At 71.4% G+C, this 15,704-nt stretch carries 10 protein-coding genes and 1 pseudogene; 6 read left to right on the top strand and 5 right to left on the bottom strand.

The genetic code is table 11. The features are described 5' to 3' along the window. Positions 1 to 77 precede the first annotated feature (77 nt). Both ACFYZE_RS07225 and ACFYZE_RS07220 read left to right on the top strand, forming a co-directional pair. Positions 78 to 686, top strand: coding sequence for a DJ-1/PfpI family protein (locus ACFYZE_RS07225; protein ID WP_388989752.1), 609 nt, complete (start codon positions 78 to 80; stop codon positions 684 to 686). 541 nt (positions 687 to 1,227) lie between these two features. Continuing rightward, positions 1,228 to 1,473 (top strand): annotated as a pseudogene (locus ACFYZE_RS07220) (LuxR C-terminal-related transcriptional regulator); the annotation flags it as partial. On the opposite strand, the gene ACFYZE_RS07215 reads toward ACFYZE_RS07220, so the two are convergent. The 4 genes from ACFYZE_RS07215 to lanKC all read right to left on the bottom strand — a co-directional run bounded on the left by ACFYZE_RS07215 (position 1,399) and on the right by lanKC (position 7,964). Further along, on the bottom strand, positions 1,399 to 3,369 hold the full coding sequence (locus ACFYZE_RS07215) for an ABC transporter ATP-binding protein (RefSeq protein WP_388989750.1): 1,971 nt from the start codon (positions 3,367 to 3,369) through the stop codon (positions 1,399 to 1,401). The pseudogene ACFYZE_RS07220 and the gene ACFYZE_RS07215 sit on opposite strands and share 75 nt — an antisense overlap. Then, complete coding sequence (locus tag ACFYZE_RS07210) at positions 3,366 to 5,054, bottom strand: ABC transporter transmembrane domain-containing protein (RefSeq protein ID WP_388989748.1); 1,689 nt, start codon at positions 5,052 to 5,054, stop codon at positions 3,366 to 3,368. Before ACFYZE_RS07210 ends, ACFYZE_RS07215 begins: the two co-directional genes overlap by 4 nt. Positions 5,055 to 5,217: 163 nt before the next feature. After that, positions 5,218 to 5,343 carry a SapB/AmfS family lanthipeptide gene (locus ACFYZE_RS07205; protein WP_388989746.1) on the bottom strand — a complete coding sequence of 42 codons (126 nt, stop codon included), beginning with the start codon at positions 5,341 to 5,343 and terminating at the stop codon, positions 5,218 to 5,220. Positions 5,344 to 5,390: 47 nt separating this feature from the next. Next, positions 5,391 to 7,964: a class III lanthionine synthetase LanKC gene (lanKC, locus tag ACFYZE_RS07200; RefSeq protein WP_388989744.1), complete on the bottom strand. Its 2,574-nt coding sequence runs from the start codon at positions 7,962 to 7,964 to the stop codon at positions 5,391 to 5,393. 407 nt (positions 7,965 to 8,371) lie between these two features. On the opposite strand from lanKC, the gene ACFYZE_RS07195 reads away from it, so the two are divergent. The 4 genes from ACFYZE_RS07195 to ACFYZE_RS07180 all read left to right on the top strand — a co-directional run bounded on the left by ACFYZE_RS07195 (position 8,372) and on the right by ACFYZE_RS07180 (position 13,199). Continuing rightward, on the top strand, positions 8,372 to 8,596 hold the full coding sequence (locus ACFYZE_RS07195) for a hypothetical protein (RefSeq protein ID WP_388989742.1): 225 nt from the start codon (positions 8,372 to 8,374) through the stop codon (positions 8,594 to 8,596). A 48-nt stretch (positions 8,597 to 8,644) separates the two neighbouring features. Beyond that, complete coding sequence (locus ACFYZE_RS07190; RefSeq protein WP_388989740.1) at positions 8,645 to 10,156, top strand: glycoside hydrolase family 43 protein; 1,512 nt, start codon at positions 8,645 to 8,647, stop codon at positions 10,154 to 10,156. A 140-nt stretch (positions 10,157 to 10,296) separates the two neighbouring features. After that, entirely contained in the window at positions 10,297 to 12,051 is a 1,755-nt protein-coding gene (locus ACFYZE_RS07185; protein WP_388989739.1) for a cellulase family glycosylhydrolase, read from the top strand. 194 nt (positions 12,052 to 12,245) lie between these two features. Continuing rightward, the gene (locus ACFYZE_RS07180) at positions 12,246 to 13,199 is read left to right on the top strand and encodes an expansin EXLX1 family cellulose-binding protein (protein ID WP_388989737.1); all 954 of its coding nucleotides are present in this window, start codon (positions 12,246 to 12,248) and stop codon (positions 13,197 to 13,199) included. A gap of 82 nt (positions 13,200 to 13,281) precedes the next feature. Here ACFYZE_RS07180 and ACFYZE_RS07175 read toward each other — a convergent pair whose 3' ends face one another. Further along, on the bottom strand, positions 13,282 to 15,513 hold the full coding sequence (locus ACFYZE_RS07175; RefSeq protein WP_388989735.1) for an alpha-L-fucosidase: 2,232 nt from the start codon (positions 15,511 to 15,513) through the stop codon (positions 13,282 to 13,284). Positions 15,514 to 15,704 lie beyond the last annotated feature (191 nt).

Raw genomic sequence — 15,704 nt, 5'->3', positions numbered from 1 at the left:
CGGCCGCCGACTGGCTCTCGCCCCGGAAGGGCGCTGGGGAAGAATGCAGATCCGACGGGGCGCTTGGAGGAGATGTGATGCAGGTAGCCGTGGTCACCTTCGACGGATTCAACGAACTCGACAGCTTCATCGCTTCCGCGCTGATCAACCGATGCCGCAAGGACGGCCTGGAAGCCTTCATCACGACGCCGACGCCGGTGGTCACGTCAATGAACGGTGTGGAGGTGACCGGGCAGCGCCCCATCGACTTCGTGACCGAGGCCGAGGTCGTGCTGCTCGGCAGTGGCGTGAAGGCGCGAGAGGTGGTCGCCGACGATCAGCTGACCTCCCGGCTGCGGCTCGATCCGTCGCGACAGCTGATCGGCGCGCAGTGCTCCGGCGCGCTGGTGCTTGCCCAGCTGGGGTTGCTGGAGGGCATGCCGGCGTGCACGGACAGGAAGAGCCGGCCCTTTGTCGAAGCCCGCGGCGTCACCGTGCTGGACGCGCCGTTCCATGCCGAGGGGAACATCGCCACAGCGGGTGGTTGCCTGGCGTCCCAATATCTCGCCACCTGGGTGATCACCCGGACGCTCGGGGAAGAGGCCGCACGCGACGTCCTCGACTACGTGGCTCCGGTGGGCGAGAACCAGGAGACCGTCGAGCGCGCCAGGCGCGCCGTCCAGACGGGAGCGGTCGCACTGCGCTGACGTCCCGTGATCGTGGTCGGTGCCAGTCGTCGAAGACGAAGAGCGGCTTGGCGTCACGTGCGGGTGCTTCGGCGAGCGCGACGGCTTCAGTGAAGCGTTCGAGCGGGAACGGCCGGCCCTGCGGGATGGTCAGCACTTGACCGCCGCTTGACTGGTTTCCGCCCCCATGCGCCATTACCCACCGGGTACGGGTGATCGTGGTCCGTGACGGCACCCGTGGGACGGGGCGATTTGGGGAGGGCTTGTGATCAGAGTGCTTCTGGTCCATGAGAACCGCCTGCTGCGGTCGGCGCTGGCGGCGCTGTTAGGGCAGGACAGTGGGTTGGAAGTCACCACGTCCAGCTGGGGGGATGCGGTGTCGGAGGCCCGCTCACTGGGGCCGCAGGTGTGTGTGGTGGACGTGGACACGCCCGCCGCTCCGGCGGCCGCCCATGGGCCGGAGTCGGCCGAACTGGCCGGCCTGGCCGCGCTGTCCGACGGCTCGCGCGGTCCCGGCCTGCTGGTGCTGGCCAGCCCCGGCAGACCGGGCCTGCTGCGCAGGATGTGGCGGGCTCGCCCGCTGGGCTTCGTCAACAAGGACGCCGCGCCGGACGCTCTGCTCGGGGCCATCCGGCGGGTCGCCAAGGGAGAACGTTTCGTCGACAGTTCGCTCGGCCACGACTTCCTGCGAGCCTCCGAGATACCGCTCACCCCGCGGGAGCTCAGCGTGCTGTCACTGGCCGCCGAGGGCGCGTCCGTCTCGGAGATCGCGCGCAGCCTGCACCTGTGCAACGGCACGGTGCGCAACTACATGGCCGCCATCACCCGCAAGACCGGGGGCCGCAACCGGGTCGACGCCATCCGCATCTCCCATGGCGCCGGGTGGCTGTGAACCGTCGTCCCAGGCGCCGACCAGGTCCCGGTAGAGGGCTGAGCGACGCAGCAGTTCCTCGTGGGTGCCGTCAACCGCCCGCGCGCCGTCCAGCACGAGCACCCGGTCCGCCCGGCGGGCGGAGCTGATGCGGTGCGCGACCACCACCAGGGTGCCGCCCGTCCTGGCGGCGAAGGCGCGCTCGACGCGCGCCTCTGCCGCCGGGTCCAGGTGGCAGGTCGCCTCGTCCAGCAGCGCGACCGGCGCGGGGCTGAGCCAGGCACGGGCGAGGGCGATCAGCTGCCGCTCCCCGGCGGACAGCGCTGCCGGATCCAGCTCCCGGTCCCAGCCACCCAGCCGGGCCACCAGTTCGGCCATGCCCAACGCCCCTGCCGCCGACCGCAGTTCGGTGTCGGTGACGGGCGCGGTGGACGGGCGCAGATAGCCGAGGTTGTCGCGCAGTGTCCCGGTGAAGACGTAGGCCTCCTGGGGGATGAGTACCCGCAGTGCGGCCTGCCGGGCCGGTTCGCCTCCGGCCACCGCCACGCCGTGCACTCGCACCTGCCCGGCGTGCGGCGGCAGCGTCCCGGCCACCAGCCCGGCGAGCGTGGACTTGCCGACCCCGCTGGGGCCCACCACGGCCAGCCACTCGCCGGCCGCCACGGCCAGGTCGAGACCGTCCACCACGGGCCGGGCGCCCTCCCCGTAGGCGAACGTCACCCCCCGCAGCTCCACCGCCGGTGCCCGCCCGGCCACGCGCGCCTCCCGCTGTCCCGGGGACGGCGCTGGTGCGGGGTCGGGGGCTGCGGTCAGGCGGTCGATGACAACGGTCAGCCGGGTGCCGGCGCCGGCGAAGCCGTGCACCAGCGCCTGCAACGCCGGGGAGAGCGACTGCGTCAGGTAGGTCAGCGCGCCGACCAGGTCACCGGCGCTCACGCCGCGGGCCGACAGCCAGGGCGCGGTGATCAGCAGGAGCACCACGGGCAGCCGGCCGCCGACCGCCAGGGCGGCGATCCGCAGCGTGCCCCACCGGGCAAGCGTTCGAGCGGCCCGGTATTCGGCGGCGATCCGCTCCGCGGACCGTTGCCCGGCCCGGTCCTCCGCCCCGCAGGCGACCACGTCGCGCAGTCCGGTTGCAGTGGTGTGCAGCTCGTCGGCCAACTCCTCGCCCGCGGCGAGGAACGCGCGCTGCCGGGTCGCCATGGGCCGCAGCGACACCGCGAACACCGCGAGCCCCGCCACCAGGGGCACCCCCACCACGGGCAACAGCGCAGACGACAGGGACACCAGACCCGCCAGCGCACCGGCGGCGGTGAACACGAACGACCGGGCCACCATCACCAGTCCGGCGAAGCTCTCCCGGGCGATCTCCACCTGTTGAGTGAGCCGCGCGACGGCGCCGGAGGCCGGCTTGCCGAGAGCACCGTGCACCACCCGTCGTACCAGGGCGTCCCGCAGCGGCTCTGCGAGCGCGGCGACGCCTGCGTAGGAGCGCCCGGTGCCGACGGCGCCGAGCAGGATGCCGGCCGCGCCCACGGCCAGCCAGGCCAGACCGACGCCCGGCCGCCCGGCGAGGAAACCCGCGTCCACGGCCCGGGCCATCGCGTAGCCGCCGAGGAAGGTCTGCCCCGTCTCCAGAAGCGACCACAACGCGAGCGCCACCAGCACCGCGGCCCGCCGTCGCAGGAACCGCAGCCCCTGCCGCGCCAGAGGATGGCGGGGGCTGCCCGCTCCGGCGAAGCGCCGCCCGGCTGGGAAGGGCAGCGTGCGGGCGTCCCGTCCCGCGCCGGGACGCCCGCCGGGAGCCGTCCGGAGGCGGGCACGCGGCCTCATCCGCCCTCCTCGGCGAAGGCCGCCCGGTACTCCGGCAGCCGCCACAGCTCGCGGTGCGGCGCAAGTGCCCTGATGCGGCCGCCGTCGAGCCAGGCGACGGTGTCGGCGCGGGCGGCGGTGGCCGCACGGTGTGCGATGACCAGGCGGGTACGGCCGCCGGTGTGGTGCATCAGGGCTCCGGTGACGTGCCGTTCGGTGACGGTGTCGAGGCTGGAGGTGGCGTCGTCCAGGATGAGCAGCCTGCCGGCGTGGGCGAAGGCGCGCGCCAGGCCGAGGCGTTGCGCCTCGCCGCCGGACAGCGGCGCGCCGGTCAGGGGCGTGCGGTAGCCGTCGGGCAGGAGTCTCACGAAACCGTCCGCGCAGGCCGCCCGGGCCGCCGCGGTGACGCGGTCCAGGTCGGCTTCGGGGGTGGCGTATCCGATGGCGTCGGCGATCGTCTCGCCGAACAGCGCGGGCCGTTCGAAGGCGTAGCCGATCCCGGCGCGCAGCTCCGCCCGGTCGAGTTCGTCCAGCGGCACGCCGTCGAGGGTGACCACGCCGCGGTCCGGATCGGCCAGTCGGCCGGCCACCGCGGCCAGCAGGGACTTGCCTGATCCCGAGCGCCCCACCACGGCGAGCGAAGTGCCGCCGGGGACCACCAGGTCCAGCTCGCGCAGCACCGTTCCGCCGCCGCGCGCCACGCTCACGCCACGCAGCTCCAGTCGGCCCGGGCCCGCCGGCAGTCGGCGGCTGCCGTAGGCGACGGAGGGCAGATCGAGCAGGGCGTCGGTGCGGGCGGCCGCGGTCCGGGCCCGGACCAGGGCGTCGAGCCGGCTGACGATCACGCCGATCCCGGCGGCGAGCACGGCGTAGCGGGACGCTGCGAGCAGGTCGCCGACGCTGAGCCGGCCCGCGGCCAGCCGCAGCCCGCCCACCGCGACCACCGCGGTCTGCAGCAGCGGGACGAGCGCGGACGCCTGTGCGGTGGCCCGGCCCTGAATGTGCCACATGCGGTGCCCGTGGCGGCTCAGTTCGGGCAGGGCGCGCAGGATGCGGTCGCTTTCGCGGGCCTGCGTTCCGGCGGCGGCGATGGTGCGGGCGCCGCCGACGGCTTCCGCCAGCGGTCCGGCGATGGCTGCTTGGGCCTGCTGGTAGCGGGCGGCACAGTCGGCACCGGCCCGTGTGAAGGCGCGCAGCAGGGCGATGAGCAGCGGGGCACCGAGCAGGAAGACACCCATCAGCCACGGGTCTGTCAGGCCCAGGGCCACGATGGCGCCGATCGGCGTGGCGAGCGCGGCGAGCAGAGCGGCGACCGAGGTGGGCGCGGTGCCGGCGGCTGCCGCGTTGCCGGTGCAGCGGGCCACCACGTCGCCGACGCCGAACCGTTCGGCGGTGGCGGGGCCGGCGGCCAGGACGCGGCGGACCAGCCTGCGGCGCAGCCAGGCGGTGGTGCGGGCGTCGGTGGTGCCGGTCAGCCAGGTCTGCAGCGCGTCGCAGAGGGCGACGGCAGCCAGCAGGCAGCCGCACAGCAGCGTCCAGCGGGCGGTGGCCGAACGGTCCCCCTGGGCGAGCAGCAGGTCGAGGGTGCGGCCGAGCGCGGCGGGCAGGATCAGCGCGGCGGCCGAGCCGCAGACGGTGACCGCGCACAGTGCGGCGGCCGGCAAGGCGCTGTGTCGCATGGCGGACTGCCCACTGGTCTTCGTCATGCGTACCTTCCTGACGGAGTCAGCCGGAGTCAGCCGTTGTCTGCCGAAGTCGTGGGAACACAGTGGGATCACAGTGGATCACGGTTGGATCAAAGAGTGTGTCCCGGGCGGCTCGGGGCCGCCCGGGACGTTTCAGCGCCGGCCCGTCAGGGCCGCCGGCCCGTCAGAGACAGAGCGTGACGCTGGCGACGCTGTTGCACAGCGTCAGGCTGATCTCGCTGCCGCCGCCGTGCAGTTCGTCCTCCTGCGGCTCCGGGGTCTCCATCGTCTGCAGGTCGAGAAGCGACATGATCGTTTCCTTTCCTTCGGTGTCCTCGCGGGGACGGGGATGATTGGTCACGACTCCGGATCCGGAGCCGGCTCGTGGTCCCGCGGCCGTGGCGGCGGGAGGAAGGGGAGCCCGACGGGCTCTGGATGGAGGGCCGCGCCGGCGGCGAGCAGACAGCCCGCCGTGCCGGTGGCCAGATCGTGGGACAGCCGCATCATCTGGTCGCCGGGGAACGCGAGCCCGCTGCCGTGGCGCATGGCGTACCAGTCGAGCGCGGCGAGCTGGACGGGCAGTTCGGCGGCCGGGCACTCGCCGGGCGTGGTGGTGCGGGCCAGGTGCAGGACCATGCCGGCCCGGCCGCGGAACAGGCCGGGCTGCGCGTAGAAGCGCGAGCAGGCGGCCGGCAGGATGGCGGCCCGGGCCGTCTCGAACTCCGGGTCGTCGCGTTGCGCGAGGTAATCGTCGAGCACCATGGCGATGCCGACGCTGCCCGCGCCGGTGTACGGCAGGGTGCGGGTGCGGTCGTCGACGACGAGGGTGCCGTCCGGCCGGTGCACGCAGCGAGCCAGGTCGGTGCGGAGCGCGGTGGCGGCGGCGTCCAGCAGCGCCGGGTCACCGGTGCGTTCGTGGCGCCGGATGAACAGCAGGGCCGCTCCGGTGGCGCCGTGCAGCAGTCCGGTGCGGTCCGGCGGCGCGGCGGTCAGCCGGCGGGCGGTCAGCCGCACCACGTCGTCGGCGTGCTCGTGCAGCGCCGCGTCGTGCCGCGCCAGATGGTCCAGGACGAGGCCGGCGCCCGCCAGCCCGCTGTGCAGACCGATGCCGAGGCGGTCCCACTTCTCGCGCAGCACCCGGTCGGTGATCTCCAGCGCGGCGTCGGTGTGACCGAGCCCGTCGAGCACGTACGCGGCGCCGAGCAGCCCGTCGTACAGACCGAGCGGTGTGCCGCGCGGCGGTTCGGCGGCGTGCCGCAGCAGCCACTGCTCGCCTTCCTCGTACCGGTCGGCGCCGGTGACGGCGAGGGCGTACAGGACGCCGGCCGCGCCGTGCGCGATGCCGAGCCCGCCGCCGTCGGCGAACTGGGCGATGTCGCCCGGGAACAGCCGGTCGTCGCGTTCGGGGGTGGCCGAGGCGAGGATGGCGGCGGCCATCGCGTCCCGGCTGCGCGGCCAGTCGGCGACCTGCGGCAGATCCGCGGGCGGTGCCGCGGCGGGCGCACCGTCCTCGATCTCCGCGACGGCCTCGGCGAGCCACTTGCGGGGCACGTCCGGGAAGTGGCCCTGAACCAGTGCGGCGAGGTGGGCGGCCTTGCTGCGGTCGATGGCCAGCAGCGTCGTCAGCGGGAGGAACAGCGCCAGCCGCAGGCATGCCAGGGCGTACCGGTCGATGGCGAAGCCGGTGCGGTCGGGCGGTGCCACGAAACCGGGGTGCGCCACGGTCTGGCGGGCGCCGTCCTCGGCCGGGGCCGCGGCCTCGAAGTCCAGCAGGGCCACCGACTTCTCGTCGGGCGCGACCATGATGTTGAACATGTGCAGATCGCCGATGACCACGCCGCGCGCGTGCACGGCGGCGACGGCCTCCTCGACCGCCCGGTGCAGCCGCAGCGCCCAGCGGGTGTAGTCGGCCACGGCCTCCGGGTCGGGACGCGAGGCGATCAGCGGGTGCCGTTCGGCGAAGAACGCGTTGAGGGTGCGCCCCGGCAGGAAGTCCATCACAAGGAACCGATGGCCGCCGATGTCGAGCCAGTCGCGCACCGCGGGCACGACGTCCAGGCCGGCCAGCCGTTCCAGGGCCGTCTTCTCGCGTTCGAGACGGGTCACCGCGTCGGCGCCGTCCGCCGCGAGTCCGGCGTACGGGCGGGCCTCCTTGAGGACCACCTGGTCGCCGGTGCGGGTGTCGGTGCCGGAGTAGACGCCGCCGCCGTTGGAGAAGTGCAGCGCCCCCTCGATGCGGTAGGGCAGGTCGGCGACGGTCGTGGCGGCGCGCGCGGCGAGCTGGGGTTCCAGGAAGGCCGGCAGCCGCACCCACGACGGCACCTGGAACACCGGGTCGCGGCGATCCGGTATCAGCCGGCCTCGGTCGTCCTCGATGGCCGGCACCAGCGCACCGGTGGCGTCGGCGCAGTAGCGTGGCGCGAAGGCGCCGTAGCGCACGTACAGTGGGCCGTCGTTCCAGCGCAGGTCGGTGAGGATGTACGGGCCGGGCTCGCCCGCCAGCACCTCGTCCAGTTCGCGCAGCACGGTGTGCAGTTGTTCCTCGTCGCCCGGGTAGACGGTGGCGAACTTGCCGCTGCCGCCGCGGTCGGCGTACTTGGAGTTGCGCAGGAACAGTTCGCGGGCGCTGGGCACGAACTTGAACGGGATGCCGCGCGGCACGCAGTAGTCCCACAGCTTGGCGGCGGTCTTGTCGGCGTTGTCGAGACACGCCGAGACGTGGATCTTCCATCCCTGCGCGGGCCCGGGGGCACCGGACGGCCTCAGATGCAGCCAGTCCCCCTTGCGGCTGCGTCGCCAGCCCTCGGGGGCCGGGCGCAGGGCCGGCTCGAACTCCGGCGGCCCGGCTTGCTCGCGGACGGCGGCCAGCCGTTCGGGGGTCTCGTAGAAGTGCCGGTCGGCGAGACAGAACACCTCGTAGCGCTTGTCCATGCCACTCCTTGGTCCGGCGTGTCCGACGGGAGCGAGATTGGCACGCGTGGCAGGAGCCCGACAGTCACCTTTGTCATGAACTGGCAGTGAGAAATGCATGGTTGGCGTCACCGGGGAGGCTTGCTCACGCTGAGCGGGGTGTCCTTTCCACATCCGTGACCGTGTCGACCGGAACTTCGCGGAACGTCGGCCCGAAAGCCGAGTGTCGATGTCGAGTGTCGATGTCGAATGTCGAAGCGCATCGATGCCGACTGCTCCCGCGACCAGTTGTCAATGGACCTGGTGGAGGAAAGTTTTGCTGCTGTCGCAGCTCTTGTTTCGCTTGAAAGTCGTCCACTACCTTCGCCCTTCGGTGAAGCGCTTCGACGCCCTGCGGAGGGAGGGGCCGCCCCGCAATGAGCCATGAGTTGAACCGCAGAAGCTTCGTCAGCGCAGGGGCCTCGGCCTCCTTCTACGCCGACCGTTCCCGCTCTCCGGCCGGCGCCCGCCCGTGGCTGCTGATGGAGCAGGGCACCACGATCAACCACGGCGCCGACGCCGTACCCCTGCCGGGGCCCGCCCACGGCCTGCGGGCCGGTGCCGTCGCGCACGAACTCCCGCACGGCCGCTGCGCGGTGCCGCGCAGGCCGTGACTCCCTGAGCCGCCGCCCGGCGTCTCACTCGACGAAAGGACCGAAGGGGTGCCCCTTCAGCACCGCGCCGCCCGCGCGGCCAATCCCGTGATCCCCGGCTTCCACCCCGACCCCAGCGTCTGCCGCGTGGGCGACGACTACTACCTCGCCTGCTCCAGCTTCGAGTACTTCCCCGGCGTACCCGTCTTCCACAGTCGCGACCTGGTGCACTGGACGCAGATCGGCAACGCCCTGGACCGGCCGGGCCAGCTGCGTCTGCCGGCCTCCATGCCGTCCTCCGGTGGGATCTACGCCCCCACTCTGCGCCACCACGACGGGCGCTTCTGGCTGATCGTCACCAATGTGCGGGAGGGCGGCGGCAACCTGATCGTCACGGCCACCGACCCAGCGGGGCCCTGGTCGGATCCCGTGTGGGCGCCCGGCGTGCCCGGCATCGATCCCGACCTGGCCTGGGACGAGGACGGCACCTGCTGGTGCACGGTCGCCGGGGTCTCGCAGGTCCGTATCGACCCGTCGACCGGGCAGACGTACGGGACACCGCGCAAGCTCTGGTCCGGCGCGCCCGGCGCCAAGGCCCCGGAGGCTCCGCACCTGTACCGGATCGGCGACCACTGGTACCTGCTCATCGCCGAGGGCGGCACCGAGCGCGGCCACGGCGTGTCGATCGCCCGCGGCCGTACCCCGGGCGGCCCGTTCGAGCCGTGCCCGGCCAACCCGATCCTCACCCACCGGAGCACCGACCACCCCGTGCAGAACACCGGACACGCGGACCTGGTCCAGGGCCCCGACGGATCCTGGTGGATGGTGCTGCTCGGCGTGCGGCCGCGCGGTGGCACCCCGGGCTGGCACGTGCTGGGCCGGGAGACCTTCCTGGCGCCCGTGACCTGGGTGGACGGCTGGCCGGTCGTCGGCGAGGTAGCCCTGGACCTCTCGACGCTCCCGTGGCCGCTCTCCCCCGGCCCCGTCGAGGAGCACCGGGACGACTTCGGCCTCAGCGAACTGCGGCCGTACTGGATCTCCCTGCGGGACCGGCCCGCCGAGCACTGCACCACCAAGGAGCGCCCCGGGTGGCTGACGCTGCGCGCGCGGGGCGACTCCCTGGACGAGCCCGACGTGGTGTTCACCGGCCGACGGCAGCAGCACGCGTCGTGCCGGGCACGCACGCTGGTCGATCCCTCGGGGGGACGCGGTGGGCTCGCCGTCCGGCTGGACGAGCGGCACCACTACGCGATCGAGGCGTCCGGCTCGGAGGTGCGGGTGATCGCGCGCGTCGGCTCCCTGCGCACGGTCGTGGCCGCACAGCCCGTGCCCGACGGTCCTGTGGTCCTCGGCGTCACGACGAGCGACCCGCCGCCTCCGCACGGGCCGTGCACCGGGCCCGACGTCGTCTCCCTGGGCGTCGAGCAGCCCGACGGCACGTTCACCGAACTCGCGGCCCTCGACGGCCGCTACCTGTCGACCGAGGTCGCCGGCGGCTTCACCGGCCGGGTCATCGGTATGTACGCCGCGGCAGGCAACGTCCACTTCGACTGGTTCGAGTACGAGCCCGTCAGCCGCTGAGCCTGCCCACTCCCCTGCCGCCCAGGGACGCAACCGCCAGAAGGGCACGACACACCGGCACGCACGACCGAACGGCACCCACGACCGACCGAACGACTCGACGGACCGAAAGGCACGACCGACCGAAAGGGACGACACGCATGAAGGACATACGGCAACCCGCGCACCACCGCAGCCGCGGCCCCGGACGCCTGGCCGCCCTGCTGCTGACGCTGCTGGTCATCCTGGGGCTGTCCGGCGGAACCTCGCTCGCCGCGGCGGACAGCGCGGCACGACCTGCACAGTCCACGGCCAGAGTTCCGGCCCGCGCCAAGGACGCCGTCGCCGCGATGCAGCCCGGCTGGAACCTGGGCAACACCCTGGACGCCATTCCGGACGAGACGTCCTGGGGCAACCCGCCGGTCACCAAGAGTCTGTTCGACACCATCCGCGCGCAGGGCTTCCGCAGCGTCCGCATCCCGGTGACCTGGACCGACCACCAGTCCGCCACCGCGCCCTACACCATCGACGCCGCGTTCATGAGCCGTGTCAAGCAGGTGGTCGACTGGGCGCTCGCCGACGGCCTCTACGTCGTGCTCAACGTCCACCACGACTCGTGGCAGTGGATCGCGAACATGCCCACCGACCACGACAACGTGCTCGCCCGCTTCAAGGCGATCTGGACCCAGGTCTCCGCGACGTTCCGCGACGAGCCGCGCACCCTGCTCTTCGAGAGCGTCAACGAGCCGCAGTTCAACAACGCCACGGACGCCCAGAAGACCCGGCTCCTCAACGAGCTGAACATCTCCTTCCACAGCATCGTCCGCTCCTCGGGCGGTGGCAACGCAAGCCGCCTGCTCGTCCTGCCCACGCAGGGCTGCACGCCCTCGCAGACCCTCATGGACGACCTGTCCGCCACGATCGGCGCGCTGCACGACAGCAATCTGGTCGCCACGGTGCACTACTACAGCTGGTACCCGTTCAGCGTGAACGTCGCGGGTGGCACCCGGTACGACGCCACGGCGCAGAAGGACCTGACCGACGCCTTCGGCCGCATGCACGACACGTTCGTCGCCAAGGGCATCCCCGTCTACCTCGGCGAGTACGGCACGCTGAGCTGGCCGGACTACACGCACCCCGACCCCATCGAACGCGGCGAGGGGCTGAAGTACTTCGAGCAGCTCGGATACCAGGCGCGTGTCTCCGGGGTCACCACAGCCCTGTGGGACCCGTTCTCCTTCCTGAACCGCTCGACCCTGCAATGGCGGGACCCGGCCCTGTTCGCCTGGATCAAGTCGAGCTGGACCACCCGCTCGGGAACGGCTTCCTTCGACAAGGTCTTCGTGCCCAAGTCGGGCCCCGTCACGGCTCAGTCACTCACTCTCAACCCGAACGGCACCACGTTCCAAGGGCTGTGGCAGGGCGGCACCCAGCTCGTCGCGGGACGGGACTACACCGTCTCCGGCAAGCAGCTGACCCTCACGGCCGGTGCGCTGACCCGGCTGACCGGTGATCGCGCCTACGGGGTGAACGCGACGCTCCAGGCGCGGTTCTCCCGCGGGGTGCCCTGGCAGATCGACGTGATCACGTACGACACTCCGGTGCTGTCGAACGCGACAGGTACGACCGGTTCGTTCACCGTTCCCACGCAGTACCGGGGTGACGTGCTGGCGACCATGGAGGCCACGTACGCCGACGGCAGCAACGCCGGCCAGACCAGCTGGACTCCCTACCAGGAGTTCAACCGGGCCTTCTCGCCGGACTACCCGGGCGGCACGATCATCCTGACCTCCGACTTCCTGAACGCGCTCCGCGACGGGGAACCGGTGACGCTGACGTTCCACTTCTGGAGCGGTGCCACCGTGACCTACCACGTCACGAAGTCGGGAAGCTCGGTCACCGGCACGGCGTCCTGACCGACCCACCGCTCGCCCTGGTTGCCACCTCCCCGGCAACCAGGGCACCCGCTTTCCCGCCCGGTCTCACTCCTCCTTCGACGGAGCCGAAACATGTCGATGTGCACAACGGATCACGGAACGTCGGCAACCTTTTCGCTTCCTGCGGCCACCGACTCAGTGCACCATCGGCTCGATCCTTCGAACGGACGGACATGAAGACAGCGAGGCAGGCCGCGCGGCAGCGCAGGCACAGACGCAGGCTCATGCTGGGCACGACCTTGGGGTTGACCGCCGCCGGCGTTCTGGCGACCCTGGTCATGTCGTTGCACCCCGACCACAAGGTCGATGCAGGGTCTGCTGCCGCCACACCCGTCGCCACCACCGGAGCCAGAGCCGCCGGCGCGACCGGGACGGGCACCCGGACCCCGGTGGTCACCCCGACCGCGTCCGCCACCCCGACGCCGACGGCCGCTGCGAGCTCCGCGGCAGCGAAGCCGTCCCCCACCGTCACCCCGAAGCCCCCGCGAACGGACTCCATCACGGAATCACCGGCAGGCCGGATCCGGCCAGGGACCACCTACCGGGGAGTCGCCACCGCCTATGAGGCCGGGGACGGGGACGGCGCCTGCCTGTTCGGCCCGAGTGACGACCTCATGATCGCGGCGATGAACACCACCGACTACGAGACGGCCAGGGCGTGCGGCGCGTACGTGCTCGTCCACGCGGCGAACGGCGCCTCCGTCACCGTGCGGATCACCAACGAATGCCCCCTTCCCTGCGCGCCCGGGCAACTCGACCTCAGCCAACAGGCTTTCGCCGAACTCGCCCCACTCAAGGCCGGCCGCATACCGATCACCTGGAGCCTGCTGAGTCCCAGCACGTCCGACACGATCTCCATCAGGTACAAGACCGGGTCCAGCCCCTACTGGTGTGGCATCCAGGCGATCGGCCACAGGAATCCGGTCGCGCGGCTGGAGGTCCGTGCCGCCGGCGGCTGGCGGCAGTTGCCCCGCACCGACTTCAACTACTTCATCTCCGCCGACGGCAGCGGGTGCGGCAGCATGATCAGGCTTACCGACATCTACGGAGAACGGCTGACCATCAGCGGGATCGCGCTGCGGCCGAACGTCGTGCAACCGACCCGGGTCCAGTTCGCCCGGCACTGATCCCGCCGCGCAGAGAAGGCGGCTGCGCCGGACGCTCCATGGAGGGCGCCCGTCGCAGCCGCTTGTCATGCGGGCGGGAGAGTCAGAGGGCCGTGAAGGTCCACATCAGGTTGGTGCTGCCTCCGTACGCCCACTGCTTGGTGACGGAGCCAGAGGCGACGTTGCCGCCGCCGTCGAGGACCAGGCCTGTGGTGCGGTTGGCGATCGTATGGCGGCCGTCGCCCCGGTGGGTGATCGTCCACTGCTGGTTGGTGCCGCCGTTCCACGGCGCCTGCCTGGCCGCTGAGCCGTTGTCGGTGGCTCCCCAGCCGTCGGCGACCATGCCGTTGGTGCGGTTGACCAGCTTGTAGTAGCCGCCGCCGACCTCGACCGCCTGCCACTGGAGGTTGGAACTGCCGTCCCAGGTCCACTGCTTGAGGTTGGACCCGGAGGCGACGTTGCCGCCGCTGTCCAGGGCCAGGCCGTCGGTGACGTTGGTGATCCGAAGGTACGTCGACGGGTTGAACTGGACCTTCAGCGAGGTGACCTGGTCGTTGTTGCCGGTGACCCGGAGGTCGGGGTTGTCGGCGGTGAAGGTCCACGCGGTGCCGGTGAAGTTGTCTCCCGAGTAGCCGATCGCCTGGAAGCCGGGAGCCAGGCGCAGGGACGAGAGGGTGAGCGGGCCCAGACCGGCGAGCGTCAGCCGGTCCGCGGTGTAGTCGCCGACGGCGAGCACGGCGCTGGTGCCGGAGTAGCCGACGTCCTTGAAGGCCACGGCTCCGGAGAGGGGCCGCAGACTGGGGATCTGACCCGAGAAGGTGAGCTTCAGGACGTACGCGTTGGCGCTGAACGGCGCCGACGACGGCAGGGTCACCTTCAGCCCGGAGGCGTCCTGCGTGGGCGTGGCGAGATTGATGTAGCTGCCGGCCGTCGAGTCGAGCAGCTTGACCGAGGTCAGCGAGGAGAGGTCGATCCGGTCGGAGCTGAGGGTGTTGATCGTCAGTGAACTGCCGGGCCAATCCAGAACGGTGGCGTACAGGACCGTGCCCGCCTTGTTCCGGGTGAAGCGTATGTCCTGCGCGGTGCCGGCCGTCGGGGTGGTGAACGAGCCGCCGCCCATCTTCGTCGGGCCTTCGCCGTACGCCGTCCAGGGCCGGGTCGAGTAGATCGACTCGCCGAAGCGCTTCAGGTAGTCGCCGATGCCGAGCAGGATGTCCTTCTGTCCCTGCGGGATCGTGCCGTCCGCCATCGGCGCGATGTTCAGCAGCATGTTGCCGTTCTTGCTCACGCGGTCGATGAGCGAGTGCAGCATCTGCCGGATGCTGTAATAGCCGATGCCCTGGGTGTAGCACCAGCTCGAGCTGGAGATGCTGTCATCGGTGAGCCAGTACGGCGCGGTCAGGTCGGCCGGGCCGCCGCGCTCGTAGTCGAAGACCTCGCCCTTGCTGTCGAACCCGTCCTTGTAGGTGGCGACGACCTCGCGGCCCCAGGCGTTGGCCTGGTTGTAGTAGTACGACAGGAAGTTCAGGCGCTGTGTCTCGTCGACCCGGCTCAGATCGAAGTCCTGCCAGAGGATGTCGGGTTGGGCGAGTTCGACGACCTCCTTCAGCTTGTCGTACCAGAGCTGGTTCTCCTGCGTCCTGCCCAACTGCCCGTAGAGCTTCTGCAGGCTCGGGTCCGACTGCGCGGGGACGTGGTCGTAGTAGCCGTTGAAGTTGTACGCGTGGTGCATGGCGACCAGCAGCTTGAGCCCCTTGGCCCGGATCGCCGTGGTGAACAGTTGCAGGAGGTTGAGCCTCGGGCCCTTGGCGACCGAGTTCCACTCGTTGACCTGGCTGTTCCACATGGAGAAGCCGTCGTGGTGTTCGGCGACCGGTCCGGCGAACCTCGCACCCGCGTCGACGAACAGCTGCGCCCACGCGTCGGGGTCGAAGTTCCCGCCCGCCGACTTCAGCTTCGGCGCGAACTGCACGAAGTTGCCCGCCAGGTCCTTCGCCCCGTTGATGAAGTTGTGGTACGGCCACACGGACGGGTCTCCGTAGGTCGCGATGTGGTGCTGGTTGGCCGCGCTGCCGGCTATGTACATGTTGCGCGGGTACCACTCGCTGTCGTAGGCGGGAACGCTGAAGACGCCCCAGTGGAAGTAGATGCCGAACTTGGCGTCCTGGAACCACTCGGGGGCGGGCGGATGCTGGTCGACCGAGGTCCACGCCGGTGTGTAGGTGCTCGGTGCCGCCTGTGCGACGCCGGCCCCGAGGCCACCGCCGGCGACGGCCGCCGCGGCTACGCATGTGGCTCCGGCCAGGAACTGGCGTCTGTTGAACGAGCTCGACATGAGGACATCCCTTTAGTGGGGGACAAGGGGAGACACGGCGCCCACGGCACTGGAGCGCCGGACGTTACGCACGAAGTTCGACCATGTGACGCACTGATGTCAACGGGCGTGCAGGGATGAAAGCAACCTCTTGACTCATGGATTCACGACTATTCAGACGCTTAAGTCCGATTTCCTGGGCTCGAGACATG

This window comes from Streptomyces sp. NPDC001796, from assembly GCF_042892355.1.
Classification (GTDB): Bacteria; Actinomycetota; Actinomycetes; order Streptomycetales; family Streptomycetaceae; genus Streptomyces.
The sequence above is the reverse complement of the archived record's forward strand: the minus strand, read 5'-3'. Positions and strand labels throughout refer to the sequence as shown.

What these genes read in the sequence shown, in the direction of transcription:
- ACFYZE_RS07180 (WP_388989737.1), top strand. Translation starts at nt 12,246, where the DNA reads ATGAAGACAGCGAGGCAGGCCGCGCGGCAGCGCAGGCACAGACGCAGG.
- ACFYZE_RS07175 (WP_388989735.1), bottom strand. Translation starts at nt 15,513, where the DNA reads ATGTCGAGCTCGTTCAACAGACGCCAGTTCCTGGCCGGAGCCACATGC.
- ACFYZE_RS07225 (WP_388989752.1), top strand. Translation starts at nt 78, where the DNA reads ATGCAGGTAGCCGTGGTCACCTTCGACGGATTCAACGAACTCGACAGC.
- ACFYZE_RS07185 (WP_388989739.1), top strand. Translation starts at nt 10,297, where the DNA reads ATGAAGGACATACGGCAACCCGCGCACCACCGCAGCCGCGGCCCCGGA.
- ACFYZE_RS07215 (WP_388989750.1), bottom strand. Translation starts at nt 3,369, where the DNA reads ATGAGGCCGCGTGCCCGCCTCCGGACGGCTCCCGGCGGGCGTCCCGGC.
- ACFYZE_RS07210 (WP_388989748.1), bottom strand. Translation starts at nt 5,054, where the DNA reads ATGACGAAGACCAGTGGGCAGTCCGCCATGCGACACAGCGCCTTGCCG.
- ACFYZE_RS07205 (WP_388989746.1), bottom strand. Translation starts at nt 5,343, where the DNA reads ATGTCGCTTCTCGACCTGCAGACGATGGAGACCCCGGAGCCGCAGGAG.
- lanKC (WP_388989744.1), bottom strand. Translation starts at nt 7,964, where the DNA reads ATGGACAAGCGCTACGAGGTGTTCTGTCTCGCCGACCGGCACTTCTAC.